Genomic DNA, 16,654 nt, shown 5'->3' with positions numbered 1-16,654 from the left:
GACGAGTGCTGCGGGGAGGTGTCGGCCCACTACGGTCTGGAGGGGCACCCTCCCGAACAGGACCTCGTCCGCGGTCATCTCCGGTTCGGTCGCGCTGACAAGCGTGTCCCGCCGAACCCAGCCAGACCATCCGCGGTGGGCCCTGCCGTCGAGACCCGCACCAGGTCCCCGCCCTCCACGCCTATTTTTGGCCGACGACAGCCGACGCCGCTATCGGGCCGATGTCGCCGTGGTCGAGGACGTCTGCGGCGGCCCGCTCGAGGGGCTCTTCGACACTGATCCCACGCGCGCGGCGGCAGCCCTGGGCGAAGTCGCCGGGATGCTCAACGAGATGCACCGCGACCACGCCCCCCGGTATGGCCGGGTAGACCTGCTGGAGCAGGGCCTCGCAGCGAGTGGCGCCTCGTGCGAGGCCCTGGTGCTCGAACGTGCATCGAAGGTCTGATGTACTTCGACGTGGAGTGGGAGCACGTCTTCCTCCGGTTCCGCTTCGGCGAGCACTACGCGGCGCTGTCCCAGCCCGGTCTCGATCCGCAACGCCTCGATCTGTTCATGCTCGCGATGCGCCTGTCTCTGGTGGCCGGTCCGCTGCGACTCCTCGACGGAGACTTCCCCGACCGGTCGTTCATGCAGTCGATCGCCGAGCACAACACCGAAACTGAAGGCGGGCCACCGATCCGGACACGGCAGGGTCGCGGCGGAGCCGAGCCGGGTGGGTGCCATCGCGTCGGCGTGGTGCGCCGGTGGTGTCAGAAGCTACTGCCAGCGCTACTCAGGTGCCGGGCGAAGAATCGGATCGAGCTGTCGATTTCGAAGGACGGGATTCGAAAGTGGCCGCCGGGGTTGGCGTGCAGGGTTTTCTCGGCGGAGCCGAGTGCGTCGAACAGCTTCATGACGGAGTCCCGCGGCTGGCCTTCATCGTCCCACTGCAGGACGAACTCGACCGGAATCGTGATCCGCGCCGCAATGTCGACGAGCCAGTCGCTCCCGATGAGGCCGAGGACCGCAGCGGTGATCCGGGGTTCGGCCGCGACGAGGCGGATGCCCATCTCACCGCCCTGGGACAGGCCGTAGTACCCGACGGGCCGGCTGTCGCCGACGGAGTCCAGCTTCTGGAGCGCGTCCAGGGTGGTCTGCCAGTCGGGTACGAGCTGCGCCGCCACGATTTCGTTGAGGGCGGGCCACGCCGGGCCGAAGGGCTCGCCCGCGGCCTCTCGTTCCTGGATGAGCGCGACGAGCCGCCGGATTTCCGGGTGTTCCGGCCTGTCGCCGGTGCCTGGCGCGTCGATCGCGGCGACCGCGAAACCGCAGGAGGTGACGTACGGGAAGGCCCGGGAGACGACCTCCCATCCCTTCTTGTGCTGGCCGCCGCCATGCCCGATCAGGACCAGCGGGCGGGGACCGGAGCCCTCGGCGGGCGTCCAGAGCACCCCAGGGATGTCTCCAACGGTGAAGAGCTGCTCGCGGACGCCGTCAGCGAACGTTTCCGAGGTGATGCGCATGGCGGTATTACATCGGCATTCCGGCTGACGCGGCGAGTCAATTATCGGCTTGTCCGGACCGGTGTCTGACGGCCTGGTTCACCGCCGACCGCGCCGAGGCCATCGCGGCGTTCCCGGACGAAGCGGCCGGCAGATATCCCGGCGGACCCCACAATGCTGGTCGGCGCCAGTTCTGGACCACCCGCTACATGCGCTTCGGCCACGGCGACGAGTTCAGCGCCCGCGACGCCATGTCCGCCGCACGAGTGGCGATGACCTCGGTCAAGGACATTGCACCGCGCCACCGCCTTCGAGGCCGCCAACCCGCGCTCGATCGCCCGCAACGAGTTCGCCACCTGGCCCCGCACGCCGAACGACCGGCCAGCAGCCCTGTGCTCAAGGAACGCGAGCCATCAGGACTTGGAGCGTCACCGGTTCGACAAAACGCCCGCCCGGTTCGGCTGCCAGCAGCGCGTGGGTGATCTCTCGCTCGAGGTCAGGCTGTCGTCTTCACGCTGTCGCGCCGGCATCGACGGCGATGGAGGCGCCGGTGATGTTCCGTCCTCCCTCTCCCGCAAGGTGCGCGACGATGGAGGCGATGTCGTCGGGGCTGCAATAGCGATTCAGCGCCGTGTACCGGCGTTCCTCGTCTGCGTCGGGGCCGTCCGCGGGATTCATCTCCGTGTCGGTGGAACCGGGATGAACGAGATTGGCCGTGATGCCACGCGGGCCAAGGTCGCGTGCCAGGCCCTTCGTGAGGCCGATCAGCGCCGACTTGCTCATCGCGTAGAGCGTCCAGCCCGGATAGGGGACCCGCTCGGCCAGGCTGCTGCCGATGGTGATGATCCTGCCGCCTTCCTCCATGTGCCGCGCGGCGGCCTGAGCAAGGACGAAGCACGCACGCGGATGCACAGCGAGAACCCGGTCGACTTCCTCCAATGTCATGTCCTCCAGCGCCCCGTGGGGAGCGATACCGGCGTTGTTCACCAGAATGTCCAGACGTCCCAGCTCGGCGACGGTGTTCTCCACCGCGTCGACGAGTGCGACGGCGTCAGCAGCGGGTGCCGCGTAGGCCATGCCCCGTGCTCCCGCAGCCTCGATGCCCTTGACCGTCGCGGCGGCACGCTCCACCGCCCGTTCGTAGGTGATCGCCACATCTACGCCGTTCTCCGCCAGCCGCCTGGCGATCGCGGCTCCGATCCCGCGACTCCCGCCAGTGACCAGAGCGACCTTACCCGCCATGAGATCCTCCATCTCGCATCAACCGGAACCAATTCCGCATAAAGGTAACCGGAATGCATTCCTCTTCGCAAGGGTCCACCCACGCGGCCTCAAGGTCCACCGTGACGGGGGCTGTCGTGGACTGTGAGAAGGAGCCCGAGCACGCTCCGCTAGGCTGACCCGGTGACGAAGGATGCGGTCACGAACGGACGGCATGAACGAGCGGACGCGGCGCGCAATCGTGCCAAGATTCTTGCCGCGGCAGCAGAGATCGTGGCGACCCGCGGCGTCGAGGCGTTGTCGATGGCACATGTGGCCGCCACAGCAGGAGTAGGAGTCGGCACGCTTTATCGCCGATTCGGCGATCGATCAGGGCTGGCATACGCACTCATCAACGAACGAGAGCGGAAGTTTCAGGCGGCGTTCATCGAGGGTCCGCCCCCACTCGGGCCGGGTGCCCCTGCTCTCGACCGGATCCGCGCCTTCCTGCACACCCTGGTCGACCGAACCGTGGAACAGCTCGATCTCCTCGTCATGGCCGAGACGGCGGGCCCTTTCGCGCGCTTCGGCGACGCCTACGACCTCTACCACCGGCATCTCGCGATGCTCATCGCGCAGATCCGGCCCGACCGCGCCACCTCCTACCTGGCCGACATCCTCCTCGCCCCCCTGGCCGCTCCACTCCTGGCACATCGGCTTCACACCGGCAAGCTGACCCCTGAGTGTGTCAAGGCGGGGCTCGACGACATCATCACCGCGTTTGGCACCGACTACGTGGGCTGAAGCAGCTTGACTTTCGGCGGTGCGCCGGTCGTTGCCGGTGATCATGTGGCGTACTGCCAGGTCAGCGCAGTGGAGCAACCAAGGGAGCCATTCCGGCCCCACGCTGGACACGGTCACCCACAGCCGAAACCCCGGCACCCGGCCCCATCGCTTGACCTGCGGATTTCGGTGAACGCAGCCATTTTCAGCGGTATTTCGGTGGCACGCGATACGATCTTGCCCACCCAAAGGGGGCGGACATGACCAAGGCGGGCGCCTGGATGCTGGCCATCGGGGCAGTTGTCATGCTGGTCTGGCTCGTGGTGGCCAAGGACACCGAAGAGCCCCGGTGCGGTTTCGACCGGATGAGCCCAGGTGACCACTGCTCAAGCAGAAAGTCGGGGCCGAGAAGCTATGAGGAGTCCAAGAGCGACTCCGCGGCCGTAGCGTCGGGAATGCTGCTGGTCGGCGGGACCCTCACCGGGGGCGGCGTGCTCCTGCTGGCCGGCGGCCTGTTGCGCGACAGGCTGGACGTCCCGATGACGCGCCTGCGCGCATGGCGCCGGATCAGAGGCGCGGCGCACACCCCTCGAGCGAGGCTCGTACGAAAGATCCGCGGCACCCACGTTCCTGTCGTGCCCCAGGGCTACAGCGCGCGACAGGTCGACGCCCTGATCAACCAGATCATCGCGGGCCTGGAGGGGCGGGGGCCCGCTGTCCGTGCGGGGACCTCCTCGAACGGGATCAAGATCTTCCCCAGCTTCTCGATCACCTCTCCAGGCCTGGATACGAGCGCCGTCGACAAGTTCTTGGGTGAACTGGACGACGCGATGGACCGGCTCTGAGCCGTGCGTGACAGCAGGCGGCCAACATCCGCCGCAGCTACGCCCCGGTAACGGAGGCGCTCGGCGTACTGGCCATCGCGACCGAACTCCGCCAGCCCCGCCGCCTCATGACAATCGCACCCAGAACGAGCCAGAACCCGTGCCGCGCGGGCTCTGGCCGCATTCGGGGCACGAACGGCGTGCGACGCGTCACCAATCCCCAGTTGCTCGGCCAGATAGTCCACCACCGACCATGACTGGAGATCGGCGCCTTCAACACGCCCCACATGATCCGCTGGCCCGCCGGGTACGCGTCAATACCGAAGGAGCTCCACAATGACCCAGCCCGAGCAGGCGAAGATCGCCGTAACGGGAGCGACCGGCCGCATCGGCGGCCGGGTCGCCCGCAGAGTCGCCGCGGCCGGGGTGCCGCACCGCATGGCGGTGCGCCATCCCGAGCGCGCCCCGGAGTTGCCCGGTGCGACGGCGGTGCGCTGTGCCTACGGTGAGCCCGGCGCGGCCGCGGCTCTGGAAGGCGTCGAGGTGCTCTTCATGGTCTCGGCCTCCGAGTCGCCCGACCGCCTGGACCAGCAGCGGGCATTCGTGGACGCCGCCGCGCGGGCAGGAGTCCGGCACGTGGTGTATCTGTCGTTCTTCGGCGCCGCCCCGGACGCCGTCTTCACCCTGGCACGCGATCACTGGGCCACCGAGCAGCACCTGCGCGCCAGCGGACTGTCCTACACGTTCCTACGTGACAACTTCTACGCCGACTTCATGCCCGCGCTGGTGGGCGACGACGGCGTCATCCGTGGCCCGGCAGGGGCGGGCCGGGCCGCGGTCGTGGCCCAGGACGACATCGCCGACGCCGCCACCGCCGTGCTGTTGCGGCCGGGCGAGCATGCGAACCGCACGTACGATCTGACCGGCCCGCGGTCGCTCACCATGACGGAGGTCGCCGCGATCTTGTCGCGGACGACCGGCCGCACGATCACCTACCGGGCCGAGACGGAGGAGGCGGCTTATCGCTCCCGCGCCTCCTACGGCGCGCCGGACTGGCAGGTCGAGGCGTGGGTGTCCACCTACACGGCCATCGCAGCCGGGCAGCTCGACGGGGTGAGCGGCGACATACCCCGTCTGACAGGCCACGCCGCCACTCCGCTTGCCGACGTCGTGGGCGCGCCTCAGAAGGGGTAGTGGGCGTGCTGGGTCGCCAGGGTGATCCAGCGGGTGTTGGTGAAGGCCTCGATGCCCCAGCGGCCTCCGAACCGCCCGTAGCCGGAGGACTTGAACCCGCCGAAGGGGGCCTGCGGCTCGTCGGCGACCGACTGGTCGTTGACGTGCACGATGCCGGTCTGCAGGCGGCGGGCCACGCGCAGGCCGTGGGTGCCGTTCTCGGTGATGATGCCCGCGGTCAGGCCGTGGGCGGTGTCGTTGGCCTTGGTGATGGCCTCCTCGTCGGTGGCGAAGGTGTCGATCACGCAGATCGGGCCGAAGCCCTCGCCGTAGTACAGGTCGGCGTCGGCGGGCACCCCGGTCAGGACGGTCGCCGGATGGACCGCCCCTTCCGGATCGCCGCCGCCGGTCACGACGGTGGCGCCCTTGGCGACGGCATCGTTGACGAGGGCGGCGACGCGCTGCGCCGCGGTGGCGGAGACCAGCGGCCCGATGACGGTAGTGGGCTCGGCCGGGTCGCCGGCGGGCAGGCCGGCGACCTTGGCGGCGAACCTGGCCGTGAATTCCCCGGCCAGCGACTCGTGCACCAGGACCCGGTCGCCGGACATGCAGATCTGCCCGGCGTTCATGAATACGCCGAACGTGGCGGCGTCCACCGCGTAGTCCAGGTCCGCGTCGTGGAGAACGATGATCGCGTTCTTGCCGCCGAGCTCCAGCATGGCCGGCTTGAGGTGCCGGGCGGCATGGGTGCCGATGATGCGGCCGACCTCGGTCGAGCCGGTGAAGTTGACCGCGCGCACCCGGGGGTCGCCGATGAGCGTCTCGGCGATCAGCGCGGCGTCGGCCGGGTCGTTGGTGACGACGTTGAGCACACCGTCCGGGAGCCCGGCCTCGGCCAGTACGTCGGCGACGAACAGGCCGCAGGCGATCGGCGCGTCCTCGCTGGGCTTCATCACCACCGTGTTCCCGGCGGCGAGCGCGGCGGCCACCGCGCGCACCCCCAGGATGAGGGGCGCGTTCCACGGGGAGAAGGCGGCGACCACGCCGACGGGCTCGCGCACGGCCAGGCCGAGCGCGCCCTCCTCCTGCGCGGCGAGCACGTCGCCGCGCGGCGCGGTGATCGCGGCGGCCACCTCGCGCAGCATGTTCGCGGCCAGGCCGACGTTGAACAGGGCCCACGGCCGGGTGCCGCCGACCTCGCCCGCCATGAGGGCGGCGGCCTGCTCGCCGCGCTCCTGCAGCAGGTCGGCCGCCTTGAGGAAGATGGCGCGGCGGGCGAACGGGCTCAGCGCCGCCCAGTCGTCGAAGGCGGCCTGCGCGGCGTCCGCCGCGAGGGCCACGTCCTCGGGTCCGGCGGCGGCCACGGTGGCGTAGGTCTGCCCGGTGTAGGGGTTGAGGTCGGCGGTGGTACGGCCGGATCGTGCCGGTACGCTCTTGCCGCCGATGAGCAGTTCGCGGGTGATGGTCATGAGTGTTCCTTCATACGGAGGACGGGCTTGAGGACCTCGCCCCGGTGGCTGTCTTCCAGCGCGGTCTCGAGGTCGGCCAGGTCGTAGAAGCGCACCAGCCGGTCGAAGGGGAAGCGTCCCTGCTGGTACAGCTCGATCAGGGTGGTGATGAGCGGCCGGCTGCGGCCGCTGCCGCCCAGGGTGCCGACGATGCGCTTGCCCCACAGCGTGGTCAGATGATCGAGGCCGAACTCGGCTCCCGCCGGGGCGCCGCCGATGAGCACGCAGGTGCCCAGCATGCCGACGCTGTCGGCGGCCTGGCGGACGACGGGGATGACACCGGTGCACTCCAGGGCGTAGTCGGCCGGGCCGTCGCAGATGCGGTGCACCTCGGCGACGGGGTCGGCCTGGGAGGCGTCGATGGTGTGAGTGGCGCCGAACTCGGTGGCCAGCTCCAGCCGGGACCGGTGCCGATCCACTGCGATGATCGTGGTGGCGGGTGAGAGCCGGGCGGCCAGCACGGCGGCCAGACCGACCGCGCCGGCCCCGTAGATCACCAGGCTCGATCCGAGGCCGGGTTTGAGGGTGTTCAGCACCGCCCCCGCTCCGGTGGCGATGCCGCAGCCGAGCGGGCCCAGCAGTTCCAGCGGCGCGTCGGCGGGCACGACCACGAGGGCGTCCGCCCAGGTCAGCGCATAGGTGGAGAACGACGACTGGCCGAAGAAATGGCTGTGTACCGGCGAGCCGTCCGGCCGGCGCAGCGCGCTCTGCCCGGCCTGCGGGCCGAGCAGGCGCCCGCCGCCGCACAGTGCTTCGCCGAGGCGGGCGCAGTAGCGGGGTTCGCCGTCGCGGCAGTTGCGGCAGGTGCCGCAGGAGGGCCAGCCGATGACGACGTGGTCGCCCGGCCGCACCGAGGTGACGCCGTCGCCCACCGCCACCACTTCGCCGGCGCCCTCGTGGCCGAGTACGGCGGGCAACGGCATCGGCAGGTCGCCGTGCCGGGTGATCGTGTCGGTGTGGCAGACGCCCGAGGCGACGATCCGTATGAGGGCCTCGCCCGGTCCCGGCTCGTCGAGGTCGAGTTCCTCGACGTGGAAGCGTCCGCCGAGCTTGTCGACGACCGCGGCCGTCACTCTCATCGCTGAATTCCTTCGCTCGAGATGGTGGGGCGCGGCAGTGGCGGGGTGAGCCGCTCGACGAGGCGTGCCGCCGCCAGCACGGTCGGGTCGCGCAGGGGAGCGCCGGCGAGCTGCAGCCCGATCGGCAGCCCGCCGGCCAGGGCCACGGGCACCGAGACGGCGGGTAGACCGGCCGCGTTGAACGGTGCGGTCAGCCGGGTCAGCACCAGCTCGACGGGCCACGCGCGGCCGTCCACCGTCACGGTGGCCGCGCCGATGGGCGGCGCCGTCACCGGCACGGTGGCGCAGGCCAGCACGTCACAGCCGGTCAGCGCGGACCGCAGCGCGGCGACCACCCGCCCCAGCGCGGCCTCCTGCCGCTCGACCTGCTCGGCGGACGGCGGCGGGAGCCGCATCAGCTCGGCGATGTCCGGCCCGAACAGCTCCGGATCCTCGCCGAACGCGGCCCGGTGGCGGGCGCCGGCCTCGCGCACGATCCTGGCCAGCGGCGCCTCGGGCATCAGCGGCTCGCCGGGGACGAGCACGTCCACGACGGTCACCCCGGCGTCCTCCAGCCGGGCCCGGACGGTGTCGAGCGCCGCGCGTGCCTCCGGGGCGAGCACCGCGCCGAACCAGCCGCCCAGCCAGCCCACCCGTGGCCGCCGCGGCGGCTCTCCCGCGACGGGAGCGGCGAGCCCGCCCATGAGCAGCGCGGCGTCGTCCACGGTACGGGCCAGCACCCCGAGATGGTCCAGCGACGGGGCCAGCGGCAGCACGCCGTCCAGCGGGATCCGGCCCCGGGTCGGCTTGAACCCGACGCAGCCGCTCAGCGCGGCGGGGATGCGCACGCTGCCGGCCGTGTCGGAGCCGAGCGCGCCGAGCGCGCTGCCGGCGGCGACCGAGGCCGCCGACCCGCCGGACGACCCGCCGGGGATGTGGCCGCGCCGGTACGGGTTGTGCGTGGGACCGAAGAACGCGCTGTCGGTACGGCCGCCCCAGGCCAGCTCGTGCGTGGTGTGCTTACCGAGGATCACCGCCCCGGCGGCCAGCAGCCCGGCCACCGCCGTCGCGTCCCGCTCCGGCACGTGACCGACGAACCGGGGCGAGCCGTAGCAGGTCCGTACGCCGGCCGTGTCGATCAGATCCTTGATCCCGATCGGAATGCCGTGCAGCGGCCCGCGCGCCGGTTCGCCGGCGAGGGCCTTGGCGCGGGCGAGCGCGGCCTCGGCGGTGATGGTGGCGTAGGCGTGCAGGGCGGGCTCGGTCGCGGCGATCCGGGCCAGCAGCCACCCGGTCAGCTCGACCGGCGACAGCTCGCCGCGAGCGATGGCCGCCGCGGCCCCGGCGATCGTCTCAGCGGACATCGCCGGTCCGTACGTGATAGCCGACCGGGAACAGGCTCAGCCCGGTCCGGTCCCGCACCAGCCCCCACAGCCCGCCCGGCAGCCACCGCGCGGCCGCGATGCCGACGACACCCAGGATCACCAGATACCACGAGCCGAAGTCGGCCAGCAGTTGTTGCAGCGCGAAGAACACCACCGCGCCGATCAGCGGCCCCTCGATGAAGCCGATCCCGCCGATCACCACGATGAAGATCATGTACGCCGACCACTGCACGTTGAAGATCGCGTCCGGATTGACGCTGAGCGAGCTGACCGTGATCACCCCGCCCGCCGCACCGCACCCGGCGGCCGAGACCAGGTACACGATCCGCTTGGCCCTGGTCACGTCGATGCCGGCGGCGCTCGCGGCGGTCTCCTCGTCGCGCACCGCCATCAGCGACAGCCCCACCCGGCCGCGCAGCAGCAGGTAGCAGCCGCCGACGGTGGCCAGCGTCAGTGTCAGCGCCACCCAGTAGGTCAGCGCGCCACGCAGCGCGGGGTCCAGGCCGGACAGCCCGGACAGCCCCTTGCCGCTGGCCCCGCCCAGAGCGTCGATCCGGACCACCAGCAGCCGGTACACCTCGGCGATCACCCACGTGCCGACCGCGAAATAGTCGCCGCGCAGCCGGAACGCCAGCCACGACGTGGGCACCGCGAACACCACGCAGGTGAGCGCGGCCAGCGGCACCGCCAGATACGGCTGCACCCCCAGATCGGCCAGCGCGATCACGCTGTAGGCGCCGATCCCGATGAAGGCCTGCTGGCCCACCGAGACCAGGCCGCCGAACCCGGCCAGCAGATTCCACATGCCCGCCAGCGCGACCAGCACGAAGAAGTTGACGAGCGTGTCGGTGACGTCGCTGAACACCACGTACGGCAGCGCCGCCAGCAGCACCACGAGGGCGAGGAGCACCCCGCCCGACACCTTGGAGGTACGGGCGGCGCGGCGCACGTCCACGGCGGCCGCCGCCCGCTCGCTCAGCAGATGGGAAAGGGTCATGCGGTCCGTCCGGCGAGCAGGCCCTGCGGCCGGAAGGCCAGCACGGCGAGGAAGACGAGGTGGCCGGCGAGCAGCGTCATCGCCGGATCGATCTGCGAGCCGATCGACTGGGTGACCCCCAGCACGATGCCGCCCAGCAGGGTGCCCCACAGCGAGCCGAGCCCGCCGATGACGACCGCCTCGAAGGCGAAGATCAGCCGCGACGGGCCGGTGGCCGGGTCGAACGACGAGCGCACCGCGAACATCAGCCCGGCCAGCGCCACGGTGGCGAACGCGATGGCGGTGGCCACCCCGTACACGTGCCGGCTGTCCGCGCCCACCAGGCTCGCGGTCTCCCGGTCGTCGGAGGAGGCGCGCAGCATCCGGCCGAGGCCGGTGCGCGACAGGAACACCCCGATGCCCGCCAGCACCGCGCCGGCCAGCAGGAACGTGACCAGCGGCAGCCAGCCGACCGTGATCGGGCCCAGGTGGAAGGAGGAGGTGGCGAACGAGCCGCTGTCCAGCGTCCGCGTGTCGGCCGAGAAGATCTCCAGCAGCACGTTCTGCAGCACGATCGACAGCCCGAACGTCACCAGCAGGGTGGCCATCGGCCCCGACGAGAGGCTGCCCTGGAGCAGCACCCGCTGGGTCAGGTAACCGAGCAGCGCGAACAGCGGCACGGTCACCACGATCACCACCCACAGCGGCAGCCCGGTGCCGCCGACCAGGGCGAGGGCCAGGAACGAGGCGACGACGGCCAGATCGCCGTGGGCGAGGTTGACGATCCGCATCACGCCGAACATCAGTGACAGGCCGGTCGCGAACAGCGCGTACAGGCCGCCGAGCAGCAGCCCCTGGACGAGCGCGTTGATCCATTGCATGTCAGTCTCCGATGCCGAAGTACGCGTGCTCGACCTGCTCCGAGGTGAGCTCCGCGGGCCGTCCCGCCAGCACCGAACGCCCTTCCAGCAGGCAGTGCACCCGGTCGGCGACCCGCATGGCCTGCGAGACGTCCTGCTCGACGATGAGCGCGGTGGTGCCGGCGGCGACGATCTCCGGCAGTGCCTCGTAGATGCGGCGCACGATCACCGGCGCCAGGCCCAGCGACAGCTCGTCCACGAGCAGCAGGTCGGGGTTGGACAGCAGCGCCCGGCCGATGGCCACCGCCTGCTGCTCGCCGCCGGAGAGCTGCGCGGCGTTCTGCCGCCGCCGCTCGGTCATCCACGGGAACAGCTCGTAGATCCGCTCCAGCGACCAGGGGCCGGGCCGCCTGCGGTAGGTGCCGGTGAGCAGGTTCTCCTCGACGGTGAGCGAGCGGAACAGCCGCCGGCCCTCCGGCACCAGCGCGATCCCGGCCGAGACCCGCCTGTGCGCGGGGTGGCGGGTGATGTCGCGGTCCGCGAGGTGGACGGTCCCCGACGTGGGGGAGTCGAGCCCGGCCAGGGCGCGCAGCAGCGTGGACTTGCCCGCGCCGTTGGCGCCGATGATCGCCAGCACCTCGCCGCGCTCCAGGTCCAGGCTGAGCCCGTCCACGGCGCGGAGCAGGCCGTGGTGCACGGTGAGGTCGCGGATCGACAGGAGGGTCATGAGCCCTCCTCGTCCGTCAGGCCCGTCTCCGGCCCGGCGCCCAAGTACAGCTCGCGCACCTTCGCGTCGGCGAGCACCGCGACCGGCTCGCCGTCGGCGACCACGTCGCCGCCCGCCAGGCAGATCATCCGGGCGACGGTCTTGACCAGCGCGTGGACCACGTGCTCGATCCACACGATGCCGAGCCCCTCGGCGTGCAGCCGCCTGATCACCTCGACCAGCTCGGCCACCTCGGGCTCGGTGAGCCCGCCGGCGACCTCGTCGAGCAGCAGCAGCCGGGGCCCGGTGCCGAGGGCGCGGGCCACCTCCAGGCGTTTGCGCTGCAGCAGGGTGAGCCGTCCCGCCGCGGTGTTGGCCAGGTCGGCCAGACCGGTGCGTTCCAGCACGTCCATGGCCTGCGACCAGGCCTGTTTGCCGTGCAGCCCGGCGCCCTGGTGCGCGCACACGAGCACGTTCTCGAACACGGAGAGGTGGGTGAACGGCCGGGGCACCTGGTAGGTGCGGCCGATGCCGGCCCGGGTGCGGGCGTGCGGCGGCACGCCGGTGACGTCGCGCCCGTCCAGCCAGACCGTGCCGGCGTCCGGGCGCAGGTCGCCGGAGATCATCGCGAACAGGCTGGTCTTGCCCGCCCCGTTCGGCCCGACGATCCCCAGCGCCTCGCCCGGATCCAGCGAGAGCGCCAGGTCCTTGGCGACGGTCACCTGGCCGAAGCTCTTGGACAGGCTCTCCAGGCGCAGCAGCGGTTCGGCCATCACGCGTTGGTCGGCAGCAGGTCGCCCCCGACGGGGACGGCCGGGTTCGCCGTGTTGTCCACGATGACCACGTCCCAGGGGAACCTGGTGCCCTTGCGCCACTGGCCGCCGACCGGGTGCTGGAGGGCGATGCCGGGCTTGGGGCCGGTGGTGAAGTCCAGGTCGCCGCTCATGCAGTTGATCTTCATCGCCTTCAGCTTGGACGCCACCTCGTCGCGGTCCTTGGGATCGCTCGCCTGCTTGAACGCCTGCACGGCGATCTCGAACAGCGAGTAGATCGAGCCGAGCGCCTGGGTCCACTGCTTGCCCGAGGACGCGGCGAAGTCGTCGGCGAGTTGCCGGGCGGTCTTGCCGTCCAGCGTGGACTTGTACGGGTGGGCCGGGCTCCACCAGAAGTCGGTGGCGATGTTGTCGGCGAGCCCGCCGAGCGCCTCCGCCTCGGACGGGAAGAGCATGACCTTGGCGACCGTGGCCAGCTTCGGCTTGAAGCCCTGCTGCTGGGCCTGCTTCCAGAAGGTCTGGAAGTCGGGCGGGATCGGGGTGCAGGTGAACAACTCGGCGTCGGAGGCCTTGAACTTCGCGATCTGGGAGCTGAAGTCGGTGATGCCGTTCTGGTACGCGCCGCCGTCCACCACCTGGTGACCGGCCTTGGTGATCATCGGGCCGAGGCCCTGCCGGAAGGCGTTGGCGTCGGTGTCGTTGGGCCACAGCGCCGCGACGTTCTTGTTGTCCACCTCCATCCGCTGCCACATCGGGAAGAAGCAGTCGGCGAACTCCTGCATGCCGAAGAAGAACAGCGTCGTGTACGTGAAGCCTTCGCCGTCCTTGCCGCCCCGGCCGTTCCACCACGCCTCCCAGGGGGCGATCGTGGTGACGTTCGGGATGCCGTTGGCCTCGCACTGGTCGGCCACCGGGTTGGTGGTGTCCGGGGTGGAGGAGCCGACGATCAGGTCCACCTTGTCGCTGTTGATGAGCTGACGGGTGACCTCGGTGGCCCGGTTGGGGTTGGACTGGGTGTCCTTGACGATGATCTCGACGGTGCGCTTCTTGCCGCCGGCGGTGAAGCCGCCCCGCAGCGCTTCGGTGATCTGCTTGACCACGAAGGTGTCGGCGGTGGCGAAGCCGGCCAGCGCGCCGGTCTGCGGGCTGACGTAGCCGATCTTGAGAACGTCGGAGGACGAGGTGCCGGTGCCCTTGAGGCCACCGCAGGCGCTCAGCAGCGGGGCTGCGCCGATCGCGGCGGCGCCGAGGCCGGCCGCGCCGAGGAAGGACCGGCGGTTCATGCCGCCGGGGGAAGCGTCGCTCACGCGAGGACTCCTTATGCCGAACCGTGTCCCGCGCGCATGGCGAAGCGCCCTGCCGGGACACAGAGGGGTGCTCTTGAGGAGGGTGGCCGGGCACGCTCGGTTCGTCACCGTTATGCGCTCCGACCTGCGGAATGCCGTGAAGGTGCCCCGACGGTACGACCTAGTTAACGCCGGTGCAACAGGTTGTTTCAGGGATTGGAACGCGAATTCACCACGTCGAACACCGCTAGGGTCGGGGCCGGTAACCGAGGCGCCGGGAGATCTCCGCCGCGGTGCGCCGCAGCGGCGCCTCCAGCCGCCCGGCCAGCGCCTCGACGGTGGTCGGAGCCACCGTCAGGTACACCGCGATGTTGATCGCGGCCACCACCTCGCCGGACCGGTCGCGCACCGGCGCGGAGAACGATCGCAGGCCCGGGGCCAGTTCCTCGTCGTTGACGGCCATCCCGTTCTGGCGCACCTTGGCCAGCGCGGCGAGCAACTGCTCCCGGTTGGTGATCGTCTTGGGCCCCCGGCGGGCCATGTCGGTGTGGTCCAGGATCTGCCGCAGCGTCGCCGGGTCCTGGTAGGCGAGCAGCACCTTGCCCATCGAGGTGCAGTAGGCCGGCAGGCGCGAGCCGACGTGCAGGTTGAGGTCCATGGCCAGGGAACTGCGCCTGCTGCTGCGCCGCCGGTCGACGTAGACGACGTCCGGCCCGTCGCACACCGCCACGCTGACGGTGAACCCGGTCTCGTCGGCCAGCGCCTGCAGCAGCGGCCCGGTGACGCGGGTGAGCTCCATCGAGTCGATCGCGGCGAACCCCAGGTCCACGGCGCGCGGGCCGAGGAAGTATTTCTTCGTCTCCGGGTCCTGCTGGAGGTATCTCAGTGCGGTCAGCGTGGCGACGTACCGGTGCGTGGTGCTCTTGTTCAGGCCCACCGCCCGCGCCAGGTCGGCGATCCCCAGCACCGAGCGGTTGCCGGTGAACACGTCCAGGATGCTCAGGCCCCGCTCCAGGGACACCGAGTGCGACGCCGGGGTGTCGGCTGGGGCTCGGTCGGGCCGCCGGGTGGGCTCCTCATCGGTCACAGTGGTCAGCATATGGTTTTACAGTTCTAGTCATCCGAATACTTCGGCCGAGAGGATCGAGGCACATGGCCCGAGCGGGGGGCGGCTGGCGCAAGTCGCGAATCGGGCACTTCATCGACGGCGAGTGGGTGGCCGCGGGCTCGGGCCGTACCTATCCCGACCACTCACCCTGGTCCGGTGAGGTGCTGGCCGAGGTGGCCGCCGGCGATGCCGACGACGCGGAGCGGGCGATCGCCGCCGCGCACGCGGCGTTCCCCGGCTGGTCCACGCTGCCGCCCTGGCGGCGTCAGCAGGTCTTCCTGCGCGCGGCCGATCTCCTGCAGGCCCGGCACGGTGAGGTCCTCGACGCCCTCGCCGCCGAGACCGGGTGCGGCCGTTACTTCGGCGAGGTCCAGGTGGACTTCGCGCTCAAGCTGCTGCGCCAGGCCGCCCAGCTCGCCTACCAGCCCAGCGGCAGCCTGCTGCCGTCCGACGTCGAGGGCACGCAGGCGATGGCGGTACGCCGCCCGGTGGGCGTGGTCGGCGCGATCGCGCCGTGGAACGCCTCGCTCACCCTGGCAGGACGGGCCATCGTCGGCCCGCTCGCCCTCGGCAACACCGTGGTGCTCAAACCCTCCGAAGAGGCCCCCTGCACCGGCGGCGCCCTGTGGGCGGAGATCCTGCACGAGGCCGGGCTGCCGGCCGGCGCGCTCAACGTGGTCACCCACGCGCCCGGCGAGGCCGGTGGGCCGGCCGACGCGATGCTGGCGAGCCCGGTGGTCAAGCGGATCAACTTCACCGGCTCCACCCCGACCGGCCGGCGCCTGGCCGAGAAGGCGGGCCGCCACCTCAAGCGGGTCGTGCTCCAGCTCAGCGGCCAGAACCCGCTCATCGTCACCCGGGACGCCGACCTCACCTACGCGGTGAACGCCGCCGCCTACGGCGCCTTCATCCACCAGGGCCAGGTGTGCATGTGCGCCCGGCGCATCTACGTGGAACGCCCCCTGGCCGCCGAGTTCACCGAGCGGTTCGCGGCCAAGGTGGCGACGCTGCCCACCGGTGATCCGCACGACCCGGCCACCGTGGTCGGCCCCGTCATCAATGAGTGGGCCTTGGCGCTGCTGGACCGCCGGGTCAAGGAGGCCGTCGAGCTCGGTGCCCGCGTCCTGGCCGGCGGCGTGCCCCAGCCGCCGTGTTATCCGGCCACCGTGCTGACCGACGTGCCGGACGAGGCGGAGATCGCGCAGAGCGAGACGTTCGGACCGGTCGTGGTGGTGGAGGCCGTCGACTCGGCCGAGGCGGCGGTCACCCGCGCCAACGCCTCCGACCTGGGCCTGGCCGCATCGGTCATCACCGGTGACCCTCGTCTCGGGCTCAAGCTGGCCTCCCGGCTGGACGTCGGCATCGTGCACGTCAACGACCAGCCGGTCAACGACGAGCCGCACATGCCGTTCGGCGGCGTCAAGGACAGCGGCTGGGGCCGGTTCGGGCTCGGATTCGCCGCCGAGGAATTCAGCGAGCTGCAATGGATCACCGTCCGCGACCAGGACCGCGGCTTCCCGTTCTGAGCGGTGG

At 71.1% G+C, this 16,654-nt stretch carries 16 protein-coding genes; 5 read left to right on the top strand and 11 right to left on the bottom strand.

The window, feature by feature from the left end:
- Positions 1-187: 187 nt before the first annotated feature.
- Positions 188-445, top strand: a complete 258-nt coding sequence (locus tag FAF44_RS08965; RefSeq protein WP_237102570.1) for a hypothetical protein — start codon at positions 188-190, stop codon at positions 443-445.
- A gap of 304 nt (positions 446-749) precedes the next feature.
- On the opposite strand, the gene FAF44_RS08960 is transcribed toward FAF44_RS08965, so the two are convergent.
- Both FAF44_RS08960 and FAF44_RS08955 read right to left on the bottom strand, forming a co-directional pair.
- Complete coding sequence (locus tag FAF44_RS08960; RefSeq protein ID WP_237102569.1) at positions 750-1,502, bottom strand: dienelactone hydrolase family protein; 753 nt, start codon at positions 1,500-1,502, stop codon at positions 750-752.
- 489 nt (positions 1,503-1,991) lie between these two features.
- Complete coding sequence (locus FAF44_RS08955) at positions 1,992-2,723, bottom strand: SDR family NAD(P)-dependent oxidoreductase (protein ID WP_237102568.1); 732 nt, start codon at positions 2,721-2,723, stop codon at positions 1,992-1,994.
- Positions 2,724-2,885: 162 nt separating this feature from the next.
- Between FAF44_RS08955 and FAF44_RS08950 the strand changes: the two genes are divergently transcribed.
- The 3 genes from FAF44_RS08950 (at position 2,886) to FAF44_RS08940 (ending at position 5,482) form a co-directional block, all read left to right on the top strand.
- Positions 2,886-3,485: a TetR/AcrR family transcriptional regulator gene (locus FAF44_RS08950; RefSeq protein WP_237102567.1), complete on the top strand. Its 600-nt coding sequence runs from the start codon at positions 2,886-2,888 to the stop codon at positions 3,483-3,485.
- 239 nt (positions 3,486-3,724) lie between these two features.
- Positions 3,725-4,309 carry a hypothetical protein gene (locus FAF44_RS08945; protein WP_237102566.1) on the top strand — a complete coding sequence of 195 codons (585 nt, stop codon included), beginning with the start codon at positions 3,725-3,727 and terminating at the stop codon, positions 4,307-4,309.
- 315 nt (positions 4,310-4,624) lie between these two features.
- Positions 4,625-5,482: an SDR family oxidoreductase gene (locus tag FAF44_RS08940; protein WP_237102565.1), complete on the top strand. Its 858-nt coding sequence runs from the start codon at positions 4,625-4,627 to the stop codon at positions 5,480-5,482.
- On the opposite strand, the gene FAF44_RS08935 is transcribed toward FAF44_RS08940, so the two are convergent.
- The 9 genes from FAF44_RS08935 to FAF44_RS08895 all read right to left on the bottom strand — a co-directional run bounded on the left by FAF44_RS08935 (position 5,470) and on the right by FAF44_RS08895 (position 15,100).
- Positions 5,470-6,930, bottom strand: coding sequence for an aldehyde dehydrogenase family protein (locus FAF44_RS08935; protein ID WP_237102564.1), 1,461 nt, complete (start codon positions 6,928-6,930; stop codon positions 5,470-5,472). The genes FAF44_RS08940 and FAF44_RS08935 overlap by 13 nt on opposite strands.
- Complete coding sequence (locus FAF44_RS08930) at positions 6,927-8,048, bottom strand: NAD(P)-dependent alcohol dehydrogenase (protein ID WP_237102563.1); 1,122 nt, start codon at positions 8,046-8,048, stop codon at positions 6,927-6,929. Before FAF44_RS08930 ends, FAF44_RS08935 begins: the two co-directional genes overlap by 4 nt.
- On the bottom strand, positions 8,045-9,391 hold the full coding sequence (locus FAF44_RS08925; protein WP_237102562.1) for an amidase: 1,347 nt from the start codon (positions 9,389-9,391) through the stop codon (positions 8,045-8,047). Before FAF44_RS08925 ends, FAF44_RS08930 begins: the two co-directional genes overlap by 4 nt.
- Entirely contained in the window at positions 9,381-10,409 is a 1,029-nt protein-coding gene (locus tag FAF44_RS08920; protein ID WP_237102561.1) for a branched-chain amino acid ABC transporter permease, read from the bottom strand. The genes FAF44_RS08925 and FAF44_RS08920 overlap by 11 nt, the downstream gene beginning before the upstream one ends.
- Positions 10,406-11,269: a branched-chain amino acid ABC transporter permease gene (locus FAF44_RS08915; protein ID WP_237102560.1), complete on the bottom strand. Its 864-nt coding sequence runs from the start codon at positions 11,267-11,269 to the stop codon at positions 10,406-10,408. Before FAF44_RS08915 ends, FAF44_RS08920 begins: the two co-directional genes overlap by 4 nt.
- Before the next feature lies 1 nt (position 11,270).
- On the bottom strand, positions 11,271-11,975 hold the full coding sequence (locus FAF44_RS08910) for an ABC transporter ATP-binding protein (RefSeq protein ID WP_237102559.1): 705 nt from the start codon (positions 11,973-11,975) through the stop codon (positions 11,271-11,273).
- Positions 11,972-12,727, bottom strand: a complete 756-nt coding sequence (locus tag FAF44_RS08905; protein ID WP_237102558.1) for an ABC transporter ATP-binding protein — start codon at positions 12,725-12,727, stop codon at positions 11,972-11,974. The genes FAF44_RS08910 and FAF44_RS08905 overlap by 4 nt, the downstream gene beginning before the upstream one ends.
- Entirely contained in the window at positions 12,727-14,034 is a 1,308-nt protein-coding gene (locus FAF44_RS08900; protein WP_237102557.1) for an ABC transporter substrate-binding protein, read from the bottom strand. Before FAF44_RS08900 ends, FAF44_RS08905 begins: the two co-directional genes overlap by 1 nt.
- Positions 14,035-14,260: 226 nt before the next feature.
- Complete coding sequence (locus FAF44_RS08895) at positions 14,261-15,100, bottom strand: IclR family transcriptional regulator (protein ID WP_237102556.1); 840 nt, start codon at positions 15,098-15,100, stop codon at positions 14,261-14,263.
- A 65-nt stretch (positions 15,101-15,165) separates the two neighbouring features.
- Between FAF44_RS08895 and FAF44_RS08890 the strand changes: the two genes are divergently transcribed.
- Positions 15,166-16,647, top strand: coding sequence for an aldehyde dehydrogenase family protein (locus tag FAF44_RS08890; RefSeq protein WP_237102555.1), 1,482 nt, complete (start codon positions 15,166-15,168; stop codon positions 16,645-16,647).
- The last annotated feature ends 7 nt before the right edge of the window (positions 16,648-16,654 follow it).

The organism is Nonomuraea sp. MG754425 (genome assembly GCF_021699195.1).
GTDB lineage: Bacteria > Actinomycetota > Actinomycetes > Streptosporangiales > Streptosporangiaceae > Nonomuraea.
The sequence above is the reverse complement of the archived record's forward strand: the minus strand, read 5'-3'. Positions and strand labels throughout refer to the sequence as shown.